At 70.8% G+C, this 16,802-nt stretch carries 18 protein-coding genes; 8 read left to right on the forward strand and 10 right to left on the reverse strand.

All coding sequences use genetic code 11. The annotated features are described in order from the left end of the window. Window positions 1–5 precede the first annotated feature (5 nt). Both ABEA93_RS06550 and ABEA93_RS06555 read right to left on the reverse strand, forming a co-directional pair. Window positions 6–1,091, reverse strand: coding sequence for an amidohydrolase family protein (locus ABEA93_RS06550; RefSeq protein ID WP_345674341.1), 1,086 nt, complete (start codon window positions 1,089–1,091; stop codon window positions 6–8). 118 nt (window positions 1,092–1,209) lie between these two features. Next, a complete protein-coding gene (locus ABEA93_RS06555; RefSeq protein WP_345674342.1) occupies window positions 1,210–2,067 on the reverse strand; it encodes an exonuclease domain-containing protein in 858 nt (285 codons plus the stop codon). 264 nt (window positions 2,068–2,331) lie between these two features. Between ABEA93_RS06555 and ABEA93_RS06560 the strand changes: the two genes are divergently transcribed. The 3 genes from ABEA93_RS06560 to ABEA93_RS06570 all read left to right on the forward strand — a co-directional run bounded on the left by ABEA93_RS06560 (window position 2,332) and on the right by ABEA93_RS06570 (window position 5,365). After that, window positions 2,332–3,534, forward strand: a complete 1,203-nt coding sequence (locus ABEA93_RS06560) for a hypothetical protein (protein WP_345674343.1) — start codon at window positions 2,332–2,334, stop codon at window positions 3,532–3,534. A gap of 99 nt (window positions 3,535–3,633) precedes the next feature. Next, complete coding sequence (locus ABEA93_RS06565) at window positions 3,634–4,917, forward strand: MFS transporter (RefSeq protein WP_345674612.1); 1,284 nt, start codon at window positions 3,634–3,636, stop codon at window positions 4,915–4,917. A 46-nt stretch (window positions 4,918–4,963) separates the two neighbouring features. Continuing rightward, on the forward strand, window positions 4,964–5,365 hold the full coding sequence (locus ABEA93_RS06570; RefSeq protein ID WP_345674344.1) for a nuclear transport factor 2 family protein: 402 nt from the start codon (window positions 4,964–4,966) through the stop codon (window positions 5,363–5,365). 47 nt (window positions 5,366–5,412) lie between these two features. On the opposite strand, the gene ABEA93_RS06575 is transcribed toward ABEA93_RS06570, so the two are convergent. Continuing rightward, complete coding sequence (locus ABEA93_RS06575; protein ID WP_345674345.1) at window positions 5,413–5,682, reverse strand: DUF1876 domain-containing protein; 270 nt, start codon at window positions 5,680–5,682, stop codon at window positions 5,413–5,415. 73 nt (window positions 5,683–5,755) lie between these two features. Beyond that, window positions 5,756–6,523: a GntR family transcriptional regulator gene (locus ABEA93_RS06580; protein WP_345674346.1), complete on the reverse strand. Its 768-nt coding sequence runs from the start codon at window positions 6,521–6,523 to the stop codon at window positions 5,756–5,758. Window positions 6,524–6,648: 125 nt separating this feature from the next. On the opposite strand from ABEA93_RS06580, the gene ABEA93_RS06585 reads away from it, so the two are divergent. The 4 genes from ABEA93_RS06585 to ABEA93_RS06600 all read left to right on the forward strand — a co-directional run bounded on the left by ABEA93_RS06585 (window position 6,649) and on the right by ABEA93_RS06600 (window position 10,014). Next, window positions 6,649–7,032 carry an ATP-binding protein gene (locus tag ABEA93_RS06585; protein WP_345674347.1) on the forward strand — a complete coding sequence of 128 codons (384 nt, stop codon included), beginning with the start codon at window positions 6,649–6,651 and terminating at the stop codon, window positions 7,030–7,032. Window positions 7,033–7,119: 87 nt separating this feature from the next. Beyond that, on the forward strand, window positions 7,120–8,097 hold the full coding sequence (locus ABEA93_RS06590) for an LLM class flavin-dependent oxidoreductase (protein ID WP_345674348.1): 978 nt from the start codon (window positions 7,120–7,122) through the stop codon (window positions 8,095–8,097). Beyond that, the gene (locus ABEA93_RS06595; protein ID WP_345674349.1) at window positions 8,094–8,915 is read left to right on the forward strand and encodes an SDR family NAD(P)-dependent oxidoreductase; all 822 of its coding nucleotides are present in this window, start codon (window positions 8,094–8,096) and stop codon (window positions 8,913–8,915) included. Before ABEA93_RS06590 ends, ABEA93_RS06595 begins: the two co-directional genes overlap by 4 nt. A 373-nt stretch (window positions 8,916–9,288) precedes the next feature. Next, window positions 9,289–10,014 (forward strand): hypothetical protein, encoded by a 726-nt coding sequence (locus ABEA93_RS06600; RefSeq protein ID WP_345674350.1) that lies wholly within the window; start codon window positions 9,289–9,291, stop codon window positions 10,012–10,014. On the opposite strand, the gene ABEA93_RS06605 is transcribed toward ABEA93_RS06600, so the two are convergent. The 4 genes from ABEA93_RS06605 to ABEA93_RS06620 all read right to left on the reverse strand — a co-directional run bounded on the left by ABEA93_RS06605 (window position 9,930) and on the right by ABEA93_RS06620 (window position 14,332). Then, window positions 9,930–11,207 (reverse strand): amidohydrolase family protein, encoded by a 1,278-nt coding sequence (locus tag ABEA93_RS06605; protein ID WP_345674351.1) that lies wholly within the window; start codon window positions 11,205–11,207, stop codon window positions 9,930–9,932. The genes ABEA93_RS06600 and ABEA93_RS06605 overlap by 85 nt on opposite strands. 40 nt (window positions 11,208–11,247) lie before the next feature. After that, complete coding sequence (locus ABEA93_RS06610) at window positions 11,248–12,564, reverse strand: amidohydrolase family protein (protein ID WP_345674352.1); 1,317 nt, start codon at window positions 12,562–12,564, stop codon at window positions 11,248–11,250. Between the two features lie 8 nt (window positions 12,565–12,572). Continuing rightward, window positions 12,573–13,463: an SDR family NAD(P)-dependent oxidoreductase gene (locus ABEA93_RS06615; RefSeq protein ID WP_345674353.1), complete on the reverse strand. Its 891-nt coding sequence runs from the start codon at window positions 13,461–13,463 to the stop codon at window positions 12,573–12,575. A gap of 65 nt (window positions 13,464–13,528) precedes the next feature. Next, a complete protein-coding gene (locus ABEA93_RS06620) occupies window positions 13,529–14,332 on the reverse strand; it encodes an acetoacetate decarboxylase family protein (protein ID WP_345674354.1) in 804 nt (267 codons plus the stop codon). A 292-nt stretch (window positions 14,333–14,624) separates the two neighbouring features. On the opposite strand from ABEA93_RS06620, the gene ABEA93_RS06625 reads away from it, so the two are divergent. Continuing rightward, the gene (locus ABEA93_RS06625; protein ID WP_345674355.1) at window positions 14,625–15,284 is read left to right on the forward strand and encodes a TetR/AcrR family transcriptional regulator; all 660 of its coding nucleotides are present in this window, start codon (window positions 14,625–14,627) and stop codon (window positions 15,282–15,284) included. Window positions 15,285–15,290: 6 nt separating this feature from the next. On the opposite strand, the gene ABEA93_RS06630 is transcribed toward ABEA93_RS06625, so the two are convergent. Both ABEA93_RS06630 and ABEA93_RS06635 read right to left on the reverse strand, forming a co-directional pair. Further along, window positions 15,291–16,250: a hypothetical protein gene (locus ABEA93_RS06630; RefSeq protein WP_345674356.1), complete on the reverse strand. Its 960-nt coding sequence runs from the start codon at window positions 16,248–16,250 to the stop codon at window positions 15,291–15,293. Continuing rightward, complete coding sequence (locus tag ABEA93_RS06635; RefSeq protein ID WP_345674357.1) at window positions 16,250–16,771, reverse strand: RNA polymerase sigma factor; 522 nt, start codon at window positions 16,769–16,771, stop codon at window positions 16,250–16,252. Before ABEA93_RS06635 ends, ABEA93_RS06630 begins: the two co-directional genes overlap by 1 nt. Window positions 16,772–16,802 lie beyond the last annotated feature (31 nt).

The raw sequence follows: 16,802 nt of genomic DNA on the forward strand, positions 1-16,802 counted from the left end.
ATCCGCTAGCGGCGGACTCCCCGCAGCACCACCGCGTGTGGTGCCAGCAGCGCGGCGACGTCCTCGCGCGGGTCGCTGTCGTACACGACGAAGTCGGCCTCGGCGCCTTCGGTGAGGCCGTCGCGGCCCAGCCAGGCGCGGGCCGACCAGGCGGCGGCGGACAGTGCGGCGGTGACGGGCAGCCCGGCGCGGACGAGTTCGGCGACCTCTTGGCCGACCAGGCCGTGCGGCAGCGAGCCGCCCGCGTCGGTGCCGACGTACACCGGGATCCCCGCGTCGTAGGCGGCGCGGACGGTCTCGTAGCGGCGGGCGTGCAGGTCCCGCATGTGCGCCGCGTAGCCGGGGAACTTCGCCGCGGCGCCGTCCGCGATCGACGGGAAGGTGGCGATGTTGACCAGCGTCGGCACGATGGCCACGCCGCGGGCGGCGAACTCGGGGATCAGGTCCTCGGTCAGCCCGGTCGCGTGTTCGATGCAGTCGATGCCCGCATGGATCAGGTCGGGCAGCGATTCCTCGGAGAAGCAGTGCGCGGTGACCCGGGCCCCGGCCGCGTGGGCGGCGTCGATGGCTTCCTTGAGGGCGTCGTACGGCCAGCACGGTGCGAGGTCGCCGCGTTCGCGGTCGATCCAGTCGCCGACCAGCTTGACCCAGCCGTCGCCGCGCCGGGCTTCCTGCACCACGTAGGCCGTCAGGTCGCCCGGTTCGATCTCGTGCGCGTAGTTGCGGATGTAGCGGCGCGGGCGGGCGAGGTGCCGGCCGGCCCGGATGAGGCGCGGCAGGTCCTCGCGGCCGTCGACCCAGCGGGTGTCGCTCGGGGATCCGGCGTCGCGGAGCAGCAGCGCACCCGCGTCGCGGTCGGTGACGGCCTGCGCTTCGGCGGTGTCGTGGTCGACCGCGCCGTGCGCGTCGAGGCCGACGTGGCAGTGCGCGTCGACGAGGCCGGGGAGCACCCAGCCGCGCAGGGTCTCCGCGCGGTCGGCGCTGTAGCGGGGCCGGTCGAAGGTGATGCGGCCGTCGAGGACCCACAGTTCGTCGCGGACGTCGTCGGGGCCGACGAGGATGCGGCCTTCGACGTGCAGGATCTCGCTCACACCCGTACCTCGGCTTTCCCGTGCGACCGAACGCCGCGGGTATCGCGGCCGTCCGGCCCGGATCGTACTGGCGTACCCGGAAGCACGCCCGGACAGTCCCGGGGGGCCTCCGGCGTTTTCACCCGGCTGTGTCTGCCGGGATCACCGGCCACTCGCCCGCGATGTGTTCGCCGTGCCCGGGGCGGGTGCGGTCCAGGTAGGCCCGGAACGACGCGGCCTGCTCGGCGGCCCACGCGCGCTGGTCGTTGTGCAGGGTGTGGATGTCGGTGGCGGCCAACTTCGGATAGCGCGCGCCGAGTTCCTGGGCGAGCCGGAGGCATGCGGCGGCGTCGCCGGTCGCGGTGTGCGCGTCGGCGAGGGCTACCCCGTAGAACGCGCTGGTCGCCTCCAGAGTGCGCTTGCCGCGCCGGAAGCGGTCGAGCTGCTTGTCGATGATCAGCGGGTCGACGACCGGCCCGAGCGCCGGAACGCGCTCGGCGAGCGCGCGCAGGCCGTGGCGGCGCAGTTCGGCTTCCAGCAGGGTGAGGTCGAAGACCGCGTTGTAGACGGCGACCGGCGTGCCCGCCGCGAGGTAGCCGGCCAGCACCTGGGCGATCTCCTCGGCGCATTCCTTGGCAGGACGCCCGTGAGCTCGCGCGTGCTCGGTGGAGATCCCGTGCACCTGGGTCGCCCCCTCCGGGATCTCCCGGTCGCCGGGGTGCACCAGCCACGTGTGGCCGACGCCTTCGGCATCGCAGATGGCCGCGGTCACGATGAAGTCGGTGGCCGGGTCGACGCCGGAGGTCTCCAGGTCGAACGCGGCCAACGGGCCGCGGTGCCAGCCCGCGTGCGCGCCGGCGACGGGCGCGGCGGGCTTGGGTTCGCAGTCGCGGCAGTACGTGGTCCACGCGCCGTCGAGACGCGTCAGCACACCCTCGCCGGGCGCGACGTACGTCGAGCAGGTGGCACAAGCTGCGCCGTATCGGTTGGTGGCCACAGGCGGGAGCACCTCGTTCTTACGTCTTGACCCACGTCGAATAATCCCTGGACACGGTGTGTCAGGTGGAATCCACGCTACGCGCCCGCTACGACGCACAACATCAACTACGCCTCTTCAGTCCCATAAGACCCACTCGGCACAGCGCCGATTCCGGTGGCCCGGGTGCGCGATCTCCCGCGGGTGGAGGGGGACTCCTCGCGGTGGGGCATGCCGCGGTGCCAGGATGTGCGCGTGCGCGTACTGCTCAGCGACGGTTCCGGTGTGACGTCACGTCAAGTCGCCTTGCTGCTCGGCCATGCCGGGCACGAGGTCGAGGTGTTCGGTGCGGTGGGCGGCCCCGCCCAAGTGCGGCCTGCCCCGAACGTCGCCCGCGCGCACCCCGCGCCCGCGTTCGCGGCCGACCCGTGGGGGTGGCTGGACGCGCTGGAGACGACGGTGCGGGCCGAAGGCCACGACGTGGTGGTGCCGTTCGGCGCCCACGCCGCGGTCGTCTCGCGCAGCGGCGGGGACACGGGCGCGCTCAAGGGCCGCATAGCCGTACCGCGTTATCGCGCCCTCGAACGCGTCCTCGACAAGGTCTCCGCGGCCGCCACCCTCACCGAGATCGGCCTACCGCAGCCCGAAGCGCTGGTCGTCCGCTCCGCCGAGGCACTGCGCCAGGCAGCCGACCCTCCGCTGTACGTCAAACGCCCGGTCGGCGCCCCCGCGCCCCGGATCCGCCTCCGCGAAGAACTCCTGCGCTTGGCCGACGAACTCGACGCCGAAGGCGCGTTCGCCGACCGCGGCCGGGTCCTGCTCCAACACCCGGCCCAAGGTCCGATGGTGACGGCCCAGTCCGTCTTCGACAACGGCCGCCTCGTCGCCGTGCACGCCTACCGGCACCTCACCCCCGGCGGAACCGCCAGACAGGGCTTGGCGCTTCCCCTCATCAACGAACACATCACCCTGCTCGGCGCCCACATAGGCTGGCACGGCGCACTGTCGATGGACGGGATCCTGACGGCCGACGGCCCCGTGTGGATCGGCGTCGACCCGTACCTCACCGACCCGACGAACGCCGCCCGCTCCGGCGTCGACCTGGTCGGCGCCCTCCTCGGGGTGGCCCGCGGCGACGCCCCCGCCGCCCAGAAGCCCGGCGAACCCGACGTCCACACCCACCAGTTCGCGGGCGCCCTCCGCGAAGCCGCGGCCTCCGGCCGCCTCGCCGTCCTCCGCGAGCTCTGGAACGTCACCTTCCGCCGCGGCGCCTACCACCACAGCACCGAGGAACTCCTCAGCCCCCTGGCCGAACCCCGCGCGATCCCCGCCTTCCTCGCCCTGTGCACCACCCTCCTGGCCGCCCCCGCGTGGTCCCTCGCCCGCGCCCGGCGGACACCGCCCGCGCACACCCTCACCCCCAGCACCTGGCACCAAATCCGCGCGGGCGCACCGCCGAAGAGCCTCCCGACCCCGTCGGCCACCTGAACACTCGCGCACCAGGGGTGACTTCAAGCCATCCGACTCGTTGTTCCATGAGTGACCGAATCGACAAATACGCACGATGACGGTGAGCACCCCGTCTCGATGCTGCGGATCGCCGCGGCATCCTTCTCCGGCACCGCCATCGAGTTCTACGACTTCTTCGTCTACGGCACCGCCGCGGCACTCGTGCTCGGGCCGCTGTTCTTCCCGTCCTTCTCCCCCGTGGCCGGCACCCTGGCCGCGTTCGCGACCTACGCGGTCGGGTTCGTGGCGCGCCCGCTGGGCTCGGTGCTTTTCGGCCACGTAGGCGACCGGTTCGGCAGGCGCCCGGTACTCATGCTGTCGTTGCTCATGACCGGCCTGGCGACGGTGCTGGTCGGGGCCCTGCCGACGTACCGGCAGATCGGCGTGGCCGCGCCGATCCTCCTGGTGACGCTGCGGTTCTTCCAAGGCCTGGGCGTCGGCGGCGAATGGGGCGGCGCCGTCCTCCTGGCCGCAGAACACGCCCCCGCCAAACGCCGCGGCCTGTGGGCCAGCTTCCCGCAGACCGGACCGGCCGTCGGATTCCTCCTCGCCAACGGCGTCATGCTCGCCCTGTCGGCAACCCTGACGGACGACCAATTCGCCTCCTGGGGCTGGCGAATCCCCTTCTGGGCATCCGCGCTCCTGGTCGCGGCAGGGCTGATCCTGCGCACGTCCGTGCACGAGACCCCGGCCTTCCGGGAGTTGACGGAGACCCGCGAAACCGCCCGAGTCCCCCTCGCCGAAGTCTTCCGCGACCACTGGCGCACCGTCCTCCTCACCGCAGGAGCACTGGCCGTCGGTTACGCGGTCTTCTACACCATCACGACCTGGGCCCTCCACCACGGCACCCACGAACTGGGCGTCGGACGCACGACCATGCTGCTCTGCATCATGATCGCCGTCGCCATCAAGGGCGTCTCGACCCCGGTCATCGCCATCCTCGGCGACCGCTACGGCCGCAAGCCCCTATGCGTCGCGGGCAGCACCGCCATGCTCCTGTGGGCCTTCCCCCTGGTCGCCCTCCTGCAGACCGGCAAGCCCGCCTACATGACGCTCGCCTTCACCATGGCCCTGCTCGCCTTCATCACCATGTTCGCCGTGCTCGGCGCCTACCTGCCGGAACTGTACGAACCCCGGATCCGCTGCACCGGCGCATCCACCGCCTACAACCTCGGCGGCGTCCTGGGCGGCGCCCTGACCCCCATCGTGGCCACCGAACTCACCCGCGGCGACCGCACCCCCTGGGGCGTAGCCGGCTACCTGGCGATTCTCGGCTGCATCAGCACCGCCTGCTTCCTCGCCCTCCCGGAAACCAGGCCGGTCACCGTCACGGCAGACCATCCCGCCAAGGCCCTGGCCTGAACCCGTTCCCCTTGCACTCTCCGGCGCGGGTCTCCACCATCCCGCCATGAGCAACGACAAGGAATCCCGCAACATCGCCACGCTGCGCGCCGCCCTTGCCGCAGTCGGTGACGTGGACGCACAGATGGCGCACTACGCCGACGACGCCGTCTTCGAGTTCCCCTACGCAAGCCCGCCCGGCCGCATCGCGGGCAAGCAGGTCATCGCCGAGTACCTCTCCGGCGCCCTGGCGATCTTCCGCATGAAACTCACGGTCACCGAGGTCTACCCGACCACCGACCCCGACACCGTCATCGCCGAGTTCCGCAGCGAAGGCACCGTCACCACCACGGGCAAGTCCTACGAGAACACCTACATCACCGTGATGCGCTTCCGCGACGGCCTGATCGTCTCCCAAAAGGAGTTCTACAACCCCAACGCCGCCGTCGAGGCCCTCAAGGCCGACTGACACAGGCCACCCGCCGGCCCCACGACCGGCGGGTGGCAGATGCACCGTCACACAGACCTGAGCCACCGGATGCTCGACCCCGGCCCAAGCTCCGCCTCGGCCTTGGTCACCAGCTGCATCGCGATGTCGTTCAGCGCCCGCGCACCCGCGACTTCCTCACCCACCCGAAGCTGCGGCGCGTCCGAGTGATGACGACGGCACTGACCGTGCCCGCGCACCTCGGTTCCGTCCGGAAGCCGGACGAGCGCCGCAGCCATCGTCCGGTCCCCGTCCTCCCGGAATTCCATTTCGACGTGCCAACCGACCAGCGTCTGCATGGGGTCCCACCTCCTGCCGGATCGCCGTCCCCATCCCTCCAGCCTGCGCCCACCCCACGAATGCGGCCACTGCTCAGCGAGAGCCGACGGGGAACTCGTAGACGACCTGGTAGCGCTCGGCCGGGATGACGATGTCGGCCGTCTCGACCGGACGCTCGGCGGTCCAGTACGTACGCTCGATCGCAATGACAGGGAGTCCCACCGCGATCCCGAGGCGTGTCGCCTCGACGGTGAGCGCGGGCCGCGACCCGACGGCTTCCACGACGCGGACAATCTCGTGTCCGATCGACCGCATCCGGTCCACCACACCACTCCCGGCCAGCGGACCGTCTTCCGGTGCGAGCACGGGAGTGCCTCCGGTGACCGCCATCGGCTCCCACGACGTGGACAGCATCACCGGCTTCCCATCGGCCGTGAACGTGTAGTCAGTCCGCACACAGGGCTCCCCCACAGCGATCTCCAGCCTGAGCGCGACACTCTCCGGCACCGGCACCCGAAACTCCGAAGCCGACTGCCAGCCGGGCTCCTTGCCCTGCGCCCGAGTCTCGGCGGCGAACGGCGATCCACCCCGCGCATCGCGGTACCACGCCCGAACCAGCCGCTGCATAACGGCGGTGTCGCGGACGTAGGTGCCGGACCCGGGCCGCCCCTCGATGAGGCCTTCCGCGGTCAGCACACGCATCGCCTGCAGGCTGATGTTCGTCGAAACGCCGTACTCGGCGGCCAGTTGTGCTCGCGACGGCACCTTGGACCCCGGTGGCAGCTCCCCGCCGAGGATCCGGCGCCGCAGGTCGTCGGCGACGCGGACGTACGCGGGCGGCTCACCGAACACGGGTGCCATGAAACCCCCTTCGGGTCGACTCCGACGCAAGCAGCTTGACGAGCTGTCTAGTCAGCTTGCAAGCTGTGTACATAGCATCACCCTACGCATTCGATCGATCATCACCAGCAACATCGGGGGCAAGCATGGACGAAGCCGCCACCCTGCCGGGCACACCGCCGATGGTCGCAGCAGCCCGCGCCTACGTGGCCGCCCTCCTGGCGGACACACCGCGCGCGGACGACGCGACGCTGATCACCTCCGAACTCGCCACCAACGCCGTCGCGCACACCCCCAGCGGCACCGAAGGCGAGTTCACCGTGCGCGTGGAAAGCAAATTCGCAGACGGCTGGTGCCGCATCAGCGTCGAGGATCAGGGCACGATCGGCTGGTCGCGCGCCGCGGTCGGCGACGAAGACGCGGAAAGCGGCCGGGGTTTGGCAATCGTGGCGGCATTGGCCGACCGATCCGGCCACCGCCGCAGCCCGCAGGGGACAGTCGCGTGGGCAGAACTGATCTGGACGTCCTAGCACATTTTCCGGGCCTGTTCATCGATCAATGACCGCAGTACGCTCCGCGAAATCGGTTCATGATCACGGGGGTGAGGGGACGCTGCCTTGACCTCGACGCTCTCCGTTCCGTTCGCCGACGGATCCGTCTCCATGCGGTTGTATCCGCACAACGAGCTGGACGCCCAGGGCATCGCCCACCAACTCTGCGCACAAGCCGCGCTTGCCGCCGACTCCGGTTTCGACGGAGTCATGGTCAGCGAGCACCACGGCGGCTTCGCGGGCTACCTGCCCAATCCCCTGCAGACCGCAGGCTGGATGCTCGAGCACATGGCCACCGGCTGGGCCGCGGCGTGCCCCCTCCTCCTCCCCCTCCGCCCCGTGGCGATGCTGGCCGAGGAAGTCGCCTGGCTCGCCACCCGGCACCCCGGACGCGTAGGCCTCGGCGTCGCCCCCGGCGCCCTGGAACTCGACTTCCGTGTCATGGGCCTCACCAAAGACGACGCCATGCCGCGCTTCCGCGAAGGCCTCCCCGTCCTGGCCGCCATGCTCCGCGGCGAAGACCTGGGCGACCTGGCCGGCGACCGCGCCTTGGCCGCCCGCAAGACCGACCCCATCCCCCTGGTCAGCACCGCGATGAGCCCCCCGGCAGTCCGCCGAGCCGCCAAGTCCGGCGTAGGCATCCTCTACGACGGCGCGTCCAACCCCGACCGCCTCCGCCGGCTCACCGACGAGTACCTCGACGCCGGCGGCACCGGCCCCCGCATCATGATCCGCCGCGTCTGGCTCGGCGAACCCCCGCGCGCCGCCTTCGAGCAGCAGCGCGACGTCTACGCCTCCTACACCCCCGCCGCCGCACAACGGCACTGGCGCGACACCGGTTTCGTCGTCCACGACGACCCGCAGTCCCTCGCCGAGGAACTCGCCGAAACCATGACGACCACCGGCGCGTCCTGCCTCAACCTGCGGATCCACGTCCCCGGCGTGGACCCCGACGCGGCACAGGACCAAATCCGCAACCTGGGCACGGACGTGCTCCCGCGCCTCCGCACCCTCCTCACCACCCCAAACGGAGCCACCACGTGATCACCGACCGACTGCGACTCGACGGCCGCACCGTGATCGTCTCCGGCGCAGGCGGCGGCGGTATCGGCACATCCTGCGCCGCCGCCCTCGCCGAGGCCGGCGCCACCATCGTCGCCGTCGACCGGGACGCCCAGCGCCTCGCCGACCTCCCCGACACGTACGTCAAGGTCGAAGCCGACATCTTCACCGCGGAAGGCGTCCAGTCCGTCGTGGACGCCGCCCCCGCCCCGCTCCACGGCCTGGTCAACGTCGTCGGCGGCTCACTCCCCCCGCACTGGGCCCCCGCCCTCGACTACGCCCGCGACCAGTGGGATTCCTCCCTCGACCTCAACCTGCACCACGTGATGTTCCTGTCCCAGGCGGTGGCCAGGAAGCTCGTGGAACAGAACACCGGCGGCTCCATCACCACGATCGCCTCCACCGGCGGCGTCGTCGCCGCCCCCTTCCACGTCGCCTACGGCACCGCCAAGGCCGCGGTCCTGGGACTCACCCGCACCCTCGCCCTCGAATGGGGCCAGTACGGCATCCGCGTCAACGCCGTGGCCGCCGGCTCCATCACCACCCCCCGGGCCACCAAGACCGTGCAGGATCCCGCCCTGAGCAAGCGAGGCGTCCCCCTGGGCCGCCGCGGCACACCCGACGACATCGCCGCCGCCGTCCTCTTCCTCATCTCGGACCTGTCCGCCTACACCACAGGCGCCGTCCTCCCCGTGGAAGGCGGCGCGCTCCAACGCATCGCCCTCTTCGACGACGACAACGTCCCGGTCCACGTCACGAACCCCGACATCCTCGGACGGATCAAGGGAAGCAACGCCTAATAACTTTCCACAAAGCGATTCTCAAAACCGCGACGCCTTGCCGCACCCCACCGCAACGCAGCCGGGCAGAAACGAACGGTCACTGGGCATCCACTCCCCCACGGCCCGCCCACAGCTGCGAACCGGCGCCGAAGGACCGTTGTCAAATCCCCCCACCGCACCGCCCCGTATGCGGGCAACTCACCAAAACGAGCGGGGATTTGACAACGGTCCTTCGGCGCCCACAATGACCAAAAGGGTGGGCCGCGGGCATTCGCCCCTCAGGCCCCCAACCCCCTCGCTTTCGACCCCACGGGCCCCCACACGCCAACCGCGGCGCGCGTGGTGGTGTGATGACCCCGGACGAACAGACACACGACGAGGGCGAGATGCGATGCAAGAACATCGGCAACGCATCGGCCTCTGGATAGCCGCCGGAATAGGCCTCCTCACCCTGGCCGCAGCCGCCGCCCTCGCCGCCTCGATGCTCGCCCCGAGCCGCCCCAAGGGTCCCTGCACAGCGGCCTACGCCCGCGACGGAGGCCTGGCCGCCAAGGTCCGCGACGCACTTGCCCGCACCGGCCTGGCCCCCATGCCCCTGCGCGACATCACACCCTTCGCCTGGGACACCGTCTACGTCGTCCCCTGGCGCCGGATAGCCGACACGGAATCGGCCCCCGCCAACGCTCCCGAAGCACTCACCAAAGCCCTCGGCTGCCGCCCCGAACTCCCCGACCGAACCGACGCCGACCTGGGCTCCGTCCTCTTCTTCACCCGCAACGGCCAGGTCATCCACACCCTTGAGGTCTGGTACAACCTCACCGCCCCCGACCAGAACCCGAACCAAAACCCGGACCAGAACCAGGGCCAGCGCCAAGACCAGCGCCAAGAAACGCCGAAGGCCTGGTCGTCGTCCACAACGACAACCAGGCCCCTCGACGACCCCTCATGCGTCCGCTGCCTGGTCCTCACCGACCCACGACCACGCAAACGCTACGACAGCGGAATCAGCCAGGACATCCGACGCCGTCAGACCTACGGCTTCACTCCCGCAATCCCCACAAACGCCGGACACTTGTCCGCCCCCGCCGGAATGTCCTCCACCGCCAACGGCTTGTAGACATCCGCCACCCGCGGCCCCACCCGAGCCGCGATCGGCGCCAGGAACTCCAGGTCGAACCCGTACAACGCCGCCGCGTTGCCCCCCACCATCGCCGCGACCTCGACGGGATCGATCCCGTTGTAGGTCAGCTGCAGAGCCTCCCGGCTGAACGGCGAACTGGCCTCCTTGTGCGGGTAGTCGCTCCCCCACATGACCCGGTCCACCCCGACCTGGTACCGCAACGCCGCCTCCGCGGGGCGCTGGAAACTCGCCCCCACATGGCACTGCCGCGCCCAGTACTCGCTCGGCTTCAGGTCCATCGACGAGACGAGGTCGTGGCCCCACTCGTACTCCTGCGACCCGACCGCCTTGCTCATCCGGCCCCAGTAGTAGTCGAGCCGCCGGCACTCCTCCGGAATCCACGCCGTGCCCTGCTCCGTGAACACGAACTGCAGGTCCGGATGCCGGTCCATGGTCCCCGACACGATCAGGTGGGTGAACGCCCGATGCGCCCACCACGACACCTCCGTCAGGAACACCACCTTGTCCAGAGCGGTGTCCCCGACCGGCGGAGCCGCCGACCCGGTGTGGTGGTTCACCGGTACGCCGAGCTCCTCGCATACCCGCCACAGCGGCTCGTAGTGCGCGTACTGCCACAACGGCACCAGCCCCGACCCGGGCGGCGTCCCCGGCAGCAGCACACCCCCCGTCAGGCCCGCGGAGTGAGCCCACCGGATCTCCTCGACCGCCGCGTCCAGATCGTGCAGCATGATCTGCACGATCCCGGCCCGCCGCCCCGGAGTCCGCGCACAGAAGTCCGCCATCCACCGGTTGTGCGCCTTCAGCCCCTCCCACCGCAGCGAGAGATCCCCCGCGTTGGCCGCCGGCGGCTGGTCCGTCAGCGAAGGCTTCGGGAAGAACGGCGGCACGGTGTTGGGGTAGATGACCTCCGCCACGACGCCGTCGGCTTCCAGATCCGCAAGCCGCCGGTCCGAATCCCAGTTGCGCTTCCCGGCGTCGCCGAGCAAGTCCGGGTACGGCACCACGTAATCCGCCACCCACGCATCGAACCGCTCGTGCAGCGCGGCAGGCAGATAGGACCGGTACTCGTGGATCTCCCCGCCGCCATGGCAGTCGGCGGAGACGACCGTGTACCGCTCGGGACCGTCGTAACCGGGCACGCCGGACGGCGCCGTGCCAGAGTCAGTCATCGAACTCAGACCTCCAGGGCTTCCGCGTCAGTCATGGAAATCAGACCTCCAAGGCTTCCGCATTCGGGTTGATCGCGGCGCCCGTGTCGTGCCCGGTCAACCAGTGGCGGCCGATCTCCTTGGCCGCGGCCCACTTGGTGTCCAGATCACGCAGAGCGCCATCGGGTCCGGTCTGCCCCAGCGTCTCCGGCGTCACACCGATCCGGGCCGCGTGCGGCGCGAGGACGTCCAGGTCGAAACCGAAGACCCCGGCCACCGCCTCACCCAGCATCACGCGCGCCTCCGGCACCGGAACGTCGCCGAACGTCTTCTGCAGGATCGGCAGCGTCTCCGGCCAGGTGCCCTCCGGATGCGGGAAGTCGTTGCCCCAGCAGATGTTGCCGACGCCGATCTCGTACCGCATGCCGATCTCGCGGCGCTTGGTGTTGGACGCCCCGATGAAGCAGTTCCGGTCGAAGTACTCGCTCGGCAGCAGCTTGATCTCCTCGAACCCGGCGAGCTTCGCCGCGCCGCGCGAGCCGAGCAGCAGCCGGTCCATGAACCACAGCAGGTTGCCGACCCACCAGCAGCCCGCCTCGGTCACGCCGAACTTCAGGCGCGGGAACCGCTCGAAGACACCCGACCACAGCAGGAACCACAGCGGGCGCGCCGGCCACCACGTCACCTCGGTGACGTAGATGCCGAGGTGGTTGCCGTACGCCTCCCGGTCCGCCGGACCCGAGTGGGTCACGATCGGCAGTTCGAGTTCCTCGCACAGCGCCCACACCGGGTCGTACTTGCGGTCGTGGTAAGGCGTCTGGTTCATCCACATCGCCGGGATCATCACCGCGCCGAGGCCGTCGGCCTTGATCCGGCGGATCTCCGCGAGCACGTCCGGCATGTCCGCGGTGATCGGGATCAGCGCAACGCCACGCCGCCGCTCCGGCGAGGTCTTGCACAGGTCCGCGAGCCACCGGTTGTGCGCCTGCGCGCCCGCCAGACCCAGCTCCGGGTCCATGTCCCCGGACAACCCCAGCCCCGCGCCGAACGGCACGCAGGTGCGCGATTCGACGGCGTCCGCGTCCGGGAAGATGATCTCGCCGGTGACGCCGTCCTTGTCGAGTTCGAGGTCGCGCCGGTCGACTTCCCAGCCGCTGCGCAGGACTTCCTCGTTGGTCTCGAACCAGTTCGCGGCGAAGTCCTCGTTGCGCACGCCCAGATCGGTGATCGCCTTGAGCTGCGCCTCACGCTCGGCGAGGAACCGGTCGAACGCCGCGTGGTGCTTGGCCGCGAGGTAGTCGCGGTACAGCTCGGTGGGCAGCCCGGCATGGGTGTCGGACGAGATGATGATGTACGGGTCGAGTCCTTCGTTGGCCATGTCCGCTCTCACTTGTCCAGGATGAACGTCTCGAGGTACCCCGGATTCGACCGCGCGAGCATGCTCTGCGACCGCGCGGTGATCTGGTCGTCGCTGTGCTCGCTCGGCGGCAGGATCCAGAAGGCGTTGGCCCGGATCCCCTCGACGACGTTCGCCGCGACCGACTCGACCGGCGTGAACTCGATCTCCTGCCCGGCCTCGCGCATCGCCTTCTCCCACGCGTCGAGCGTGTTGTACGGCGTCTTGCGCGGCGTGGACTTGGCGAACCGCTCGGGCCGGTTGCGGTACGACTCCCACAGCCCGGTGCGCAGCATCTTCGGCCCGGGGAACAGCACCGAGGCACCCAACTTGGCCTGCACCTGGTGGAGTTGGGCGTAGAGCGCCTCGGTCATGGTGACCACCGCGGCCTTGGTGGTGGCGTACACCGAGGCGTTGGGCAACGGCGCGATGCCGCCGTCGCCGGACGAGGTGTTGACGATGTGGCCTTCGGTGTCCTGCGCGAGCATGCGCGGCAGGAACGCCTGGATGCCGTTGAACACGCCGAAGACGTTGACGGCGAAGCACCAGTCCCAGTCCTTGGGGTCGTGCTCCCACATCTTGCCTTCGGAGCCGGACCCGATGCCGGCGTTGTTGCACAGCACGTGCACTTCGCCGTAGCGGTCGAACGCGGCGTCGGCCATGGCGAACACCGACTCGCGCACGGACACGTCGGTGACCTGCCCGAAGACGTCCCCGCCCTGCTCGGCGAGCCGCGCGACGGCCTTGTCGAGGGCGCCCTGTTCGATGTCGGACAGGACGACCTTCATGCCTTCCGCGACGAAGCGTTCGGCCATCGCGAACCCGATGCCGCTCGCGGCACCCGTGACGACCGCGACCTTGCCCGTGAAGTCGTTCAGCATGTACGTGGATTCCCTCTGTCGGTGCGGGCTGTTCCTGCGCGCTGCAGGTTCGGGCTCAGGCGGGCTCAGGCGGGGTCGCCGGGCGCGGGCGGCTCGTCGGAGATCTGCGCGACGTCGTCGTACCGCTGGTGGATGTACGGCAGCACCAGGTCGGCCTTGACGTGCTCGGCCACGAACCCCTGCTGGTCGCTGGTGCGTTCGCCCAGCGTGATGGACACCAGCTTGCGCACCGGGAGGTCGGCGACCGGGTCGAAGTCCGAGTCGCGGAGGATCACTTCACCGTCGATGCGGAACGCGGAACGGTGCTTCTCGTTGCGCGTCACGTGCACCAGCATCGGGTCCGCGTCGAAGCCGTCGCCGCCGACCGCGGGCAGGAACTTGTAGTAGAAGCTGAGCGTCTGCCGCGGGTCGGGCAGGGGGAGTTCCTCGGCGACCCGGCCGCGGATCTCGACGTACGTGACGCCCAGCCGCGTCACCTTCGCCACGACGTCGTCGCCGTCGCGGTCCACGGTCACCTCGGCGATCTTCTTGGGCTCGCCGAACACCTCGCGCCCGCCGATCACCGCACGCTCGGTGGTCATCGGCATGGTGAGCGTGTAGTCGCCTTCGACGTCGCCGTGCTTGGCACGCACCGCGATGGCACCCGCGCCGAGCGGGTAGCCGTTGATGTCGCACGCGGAGATGTTGGCCCGCACGAGCGGCCGGTCGGCGGGCACCAGCGGCGGCGGCAGCACGGCCGCGATCACCTCGGGGTCGGTCTCCCACAGGGCGACCACGCCGGTCGACCAGATCTCGGGCAGGACACTGCGGTCCTTGGCGGTCTTGCTCAGGGTCTCCGGGGAGCGCGCGCCGTACCGGACTCGTGCCACGAACCTCACCTCTTCTTCCGGGATACCGGGATGTGTCGGTGGTGCGGTGGTGCGGGTGGTTCTGGGTCGTGCGGGATGGAGCGGGCCGGCCGGGCCGGCAGGCCGTGCCGGGCAGTGCGGGGCAGTGCGGGGCAGTGCCGCGTCTCGCGGTCCGGCGGTCTTGCTGCGCGGCCGGCGAAAACTCTGTAACACTGTTACACCCCGATGGCGGCGAGGTAAAGAGGCGGCACTGTGCAGACCCGCCCGACGCCCGGCGGCCAACCGGGCCGTCCGGACCGCGAGAATGGAAGCGATGGAACAGTCCCGAGCCACCTCGAAGCCCGCCGCCGCACCCGGCGCGCCGCGCGTCACGCGCGACGCGGTGCTCGACACCGCCATGCGCCTGGTCAGGGAGTCCGGCACGGAGGGCTTGAGCATGCGCAAGCTCGCCGCCGAGCTGGGCGTGGCGGTCACGTCGATCTACTGGCACGTGGGCAACCGCGACGCGCTCGTCGACGAGCTGGTCGACCGCGTCCTGCGGGACATGGGAACGATCCGGGCGGCCGGGTCCACCCCGGCCGACCGGATCGTCTCGGTCGCCCTGGCGAGCCGCCGGATGATCCTGGACCGCCCGCACCTGATCGGGCTGGTCCGGGAACGCGGACTCGACGCCCTGCTCATGCTGCCCGCCCGGCGGGCACTGGTCCGCGAGTTCGCCGCGGCCGGCCTGCACGGGGCCCGGGCCGCGCTCGCGGTACAGGCCGTGCAGTTCCAGGTGGCCGGATTCATCATGCTGGAACGCGCGCTGACCGGCCACGAGCAGGAGCAGGCGGCGGTGCAGGCGTGGCTGTCCGAGGTCGCCGAGGGCGGCGACCCGGAGCTGGCCGCGGGCTTGAACGTGAACGCCGACCCGGACGAGCTGTTCGAGGTGGCGGTCCGGGGACTGGTGGAGTCGCTGGTACGGGAGGTCTGACCCGGGTTACGGCCGCGCGGATCCGGTCGGCGGGACCTCGTCGGCCAACTGGTGGACGGGTTGGCCGGGCACCGCGCGAACGGCGATACCGGTGCCGGTGAAGCCGTGCGCCGGGTCGTCGAAGTACGCCTGCGCGGCGGAGGGGTCGTCGACCCCGACCGTCAGCTCGGAGCATTCGATGTTGGCCGACCCCGAGAACATCCGGAACGGGAGTCCCGAAGCCGTCATCGGCAGCCGCTGCATTTCGGCCTCGCAGGCCGTCTTGCTCCGCGCGCCCTGCGCAAACTCGACCATGCGGTCGTCCAGAGTCGGCAGCTTCGCGCGCATGTCTGCCAGAAACTCGCCCTGCCGCGCCATATCGGTGATGTAGACCCGGACCACGCTGCGCTCGGGCAGGAACCAGATGTTGGTGAAGATGTCCGCGCGAATCCCCCAGCCGACGGCGCTCGCGGCGTCCTCGGTGGCGTAGAGCGCGGGCGGCACCGGCGGCCCACCGGAGGCACCGGGGGGCAGCGAGGCCCACGGGGTCCCGGTCACGTATTTCGGCGGGGTCGAGACGGTCGCTTGAGGCGGCGTCGGGACGGCCGTCGTCGTCGGCCACCCCCGCGGCACGAAGTGCGACGGGGGTGGCGACGCCACCGCCACGGCTCCACTCGCCGTCGTCGTCCGGGTCGTGGAGCCGTCGCCCAGCAATGCCGCCCCCGCCCCGATCCCCGCGACCGCCAACGCCCCGAGCGCGACGACCGTCCCCGTCCGCCGACCGCGCAGCCGCCGGGCCTCCGCGAGGATCTCCCGCCGGTCCGGCTCGCGCAGCGGTGCCGCGCGGCCGGCCTCCACCGCGAGCGCCGCACTCAGCAGCGGCTCCGGCGGCGCCTCCGCGACGCCCCCTGTTTCCCCGGCTTCCCTGGCCTCCCTGACCTCCCTGGCCTCCGCCGCTTCCTCGTACCGGTCGTCGATCCCGCCCATCACACCTCTCCCTTCAGGTCGGCGGGCTCCCGCTCCGGAGTGGCCCACGTACGGGCCAACGTCCGCCGCGCGTCGTGCAGTTGGCTCTTCACCGTGCCCGGTCCGACATCGAGCAGTTCGGCGACCTCGGCCACCGGCAAGTCCTCGTAGTAGTGCAGGACCACACACGCACGCTGCCGCGGCGGCAGCCCGGCCAGCGCGTCCGCGAGCGACAGGCGTTCGACCACCGCGACCGCACCGTCCGCGGCCTCGCCGCGCGACGCGACCCGCGGCACGAGCCGCCACCACCGGGTCCGCCGCCGCCCCGCGTCGACGGCCAGGTTGACCACGATGCGCCGCACGTACCGCTCCAGTTCGCGCGGATCCCCCGGCACCACCCGGCGGGCCAAGGCCCGGGTCAGCGCCTCCTGCACCAGATCGTCGGCGGTGTCGTCGTCACCGCTCATCAAGTACGCGTACCGCTTCAGCGCCTGCCCTCTGGCCGCGACCAGCGCGTCCAGCGCCTGCCCTCGGTCCCCCATCCACCCGCCCGCCCCCGGTCCTCGCAGCCGG

This window comes from Yinghuangia aomiensis (genome assembly GCF_039542225.1).
Lineage (GTDB): Bacteria > Actinomycetota > Actinomycetes > Streptomycetales > Streptomycetaceae > Yinghuangia > Yinghuangia aomiensis.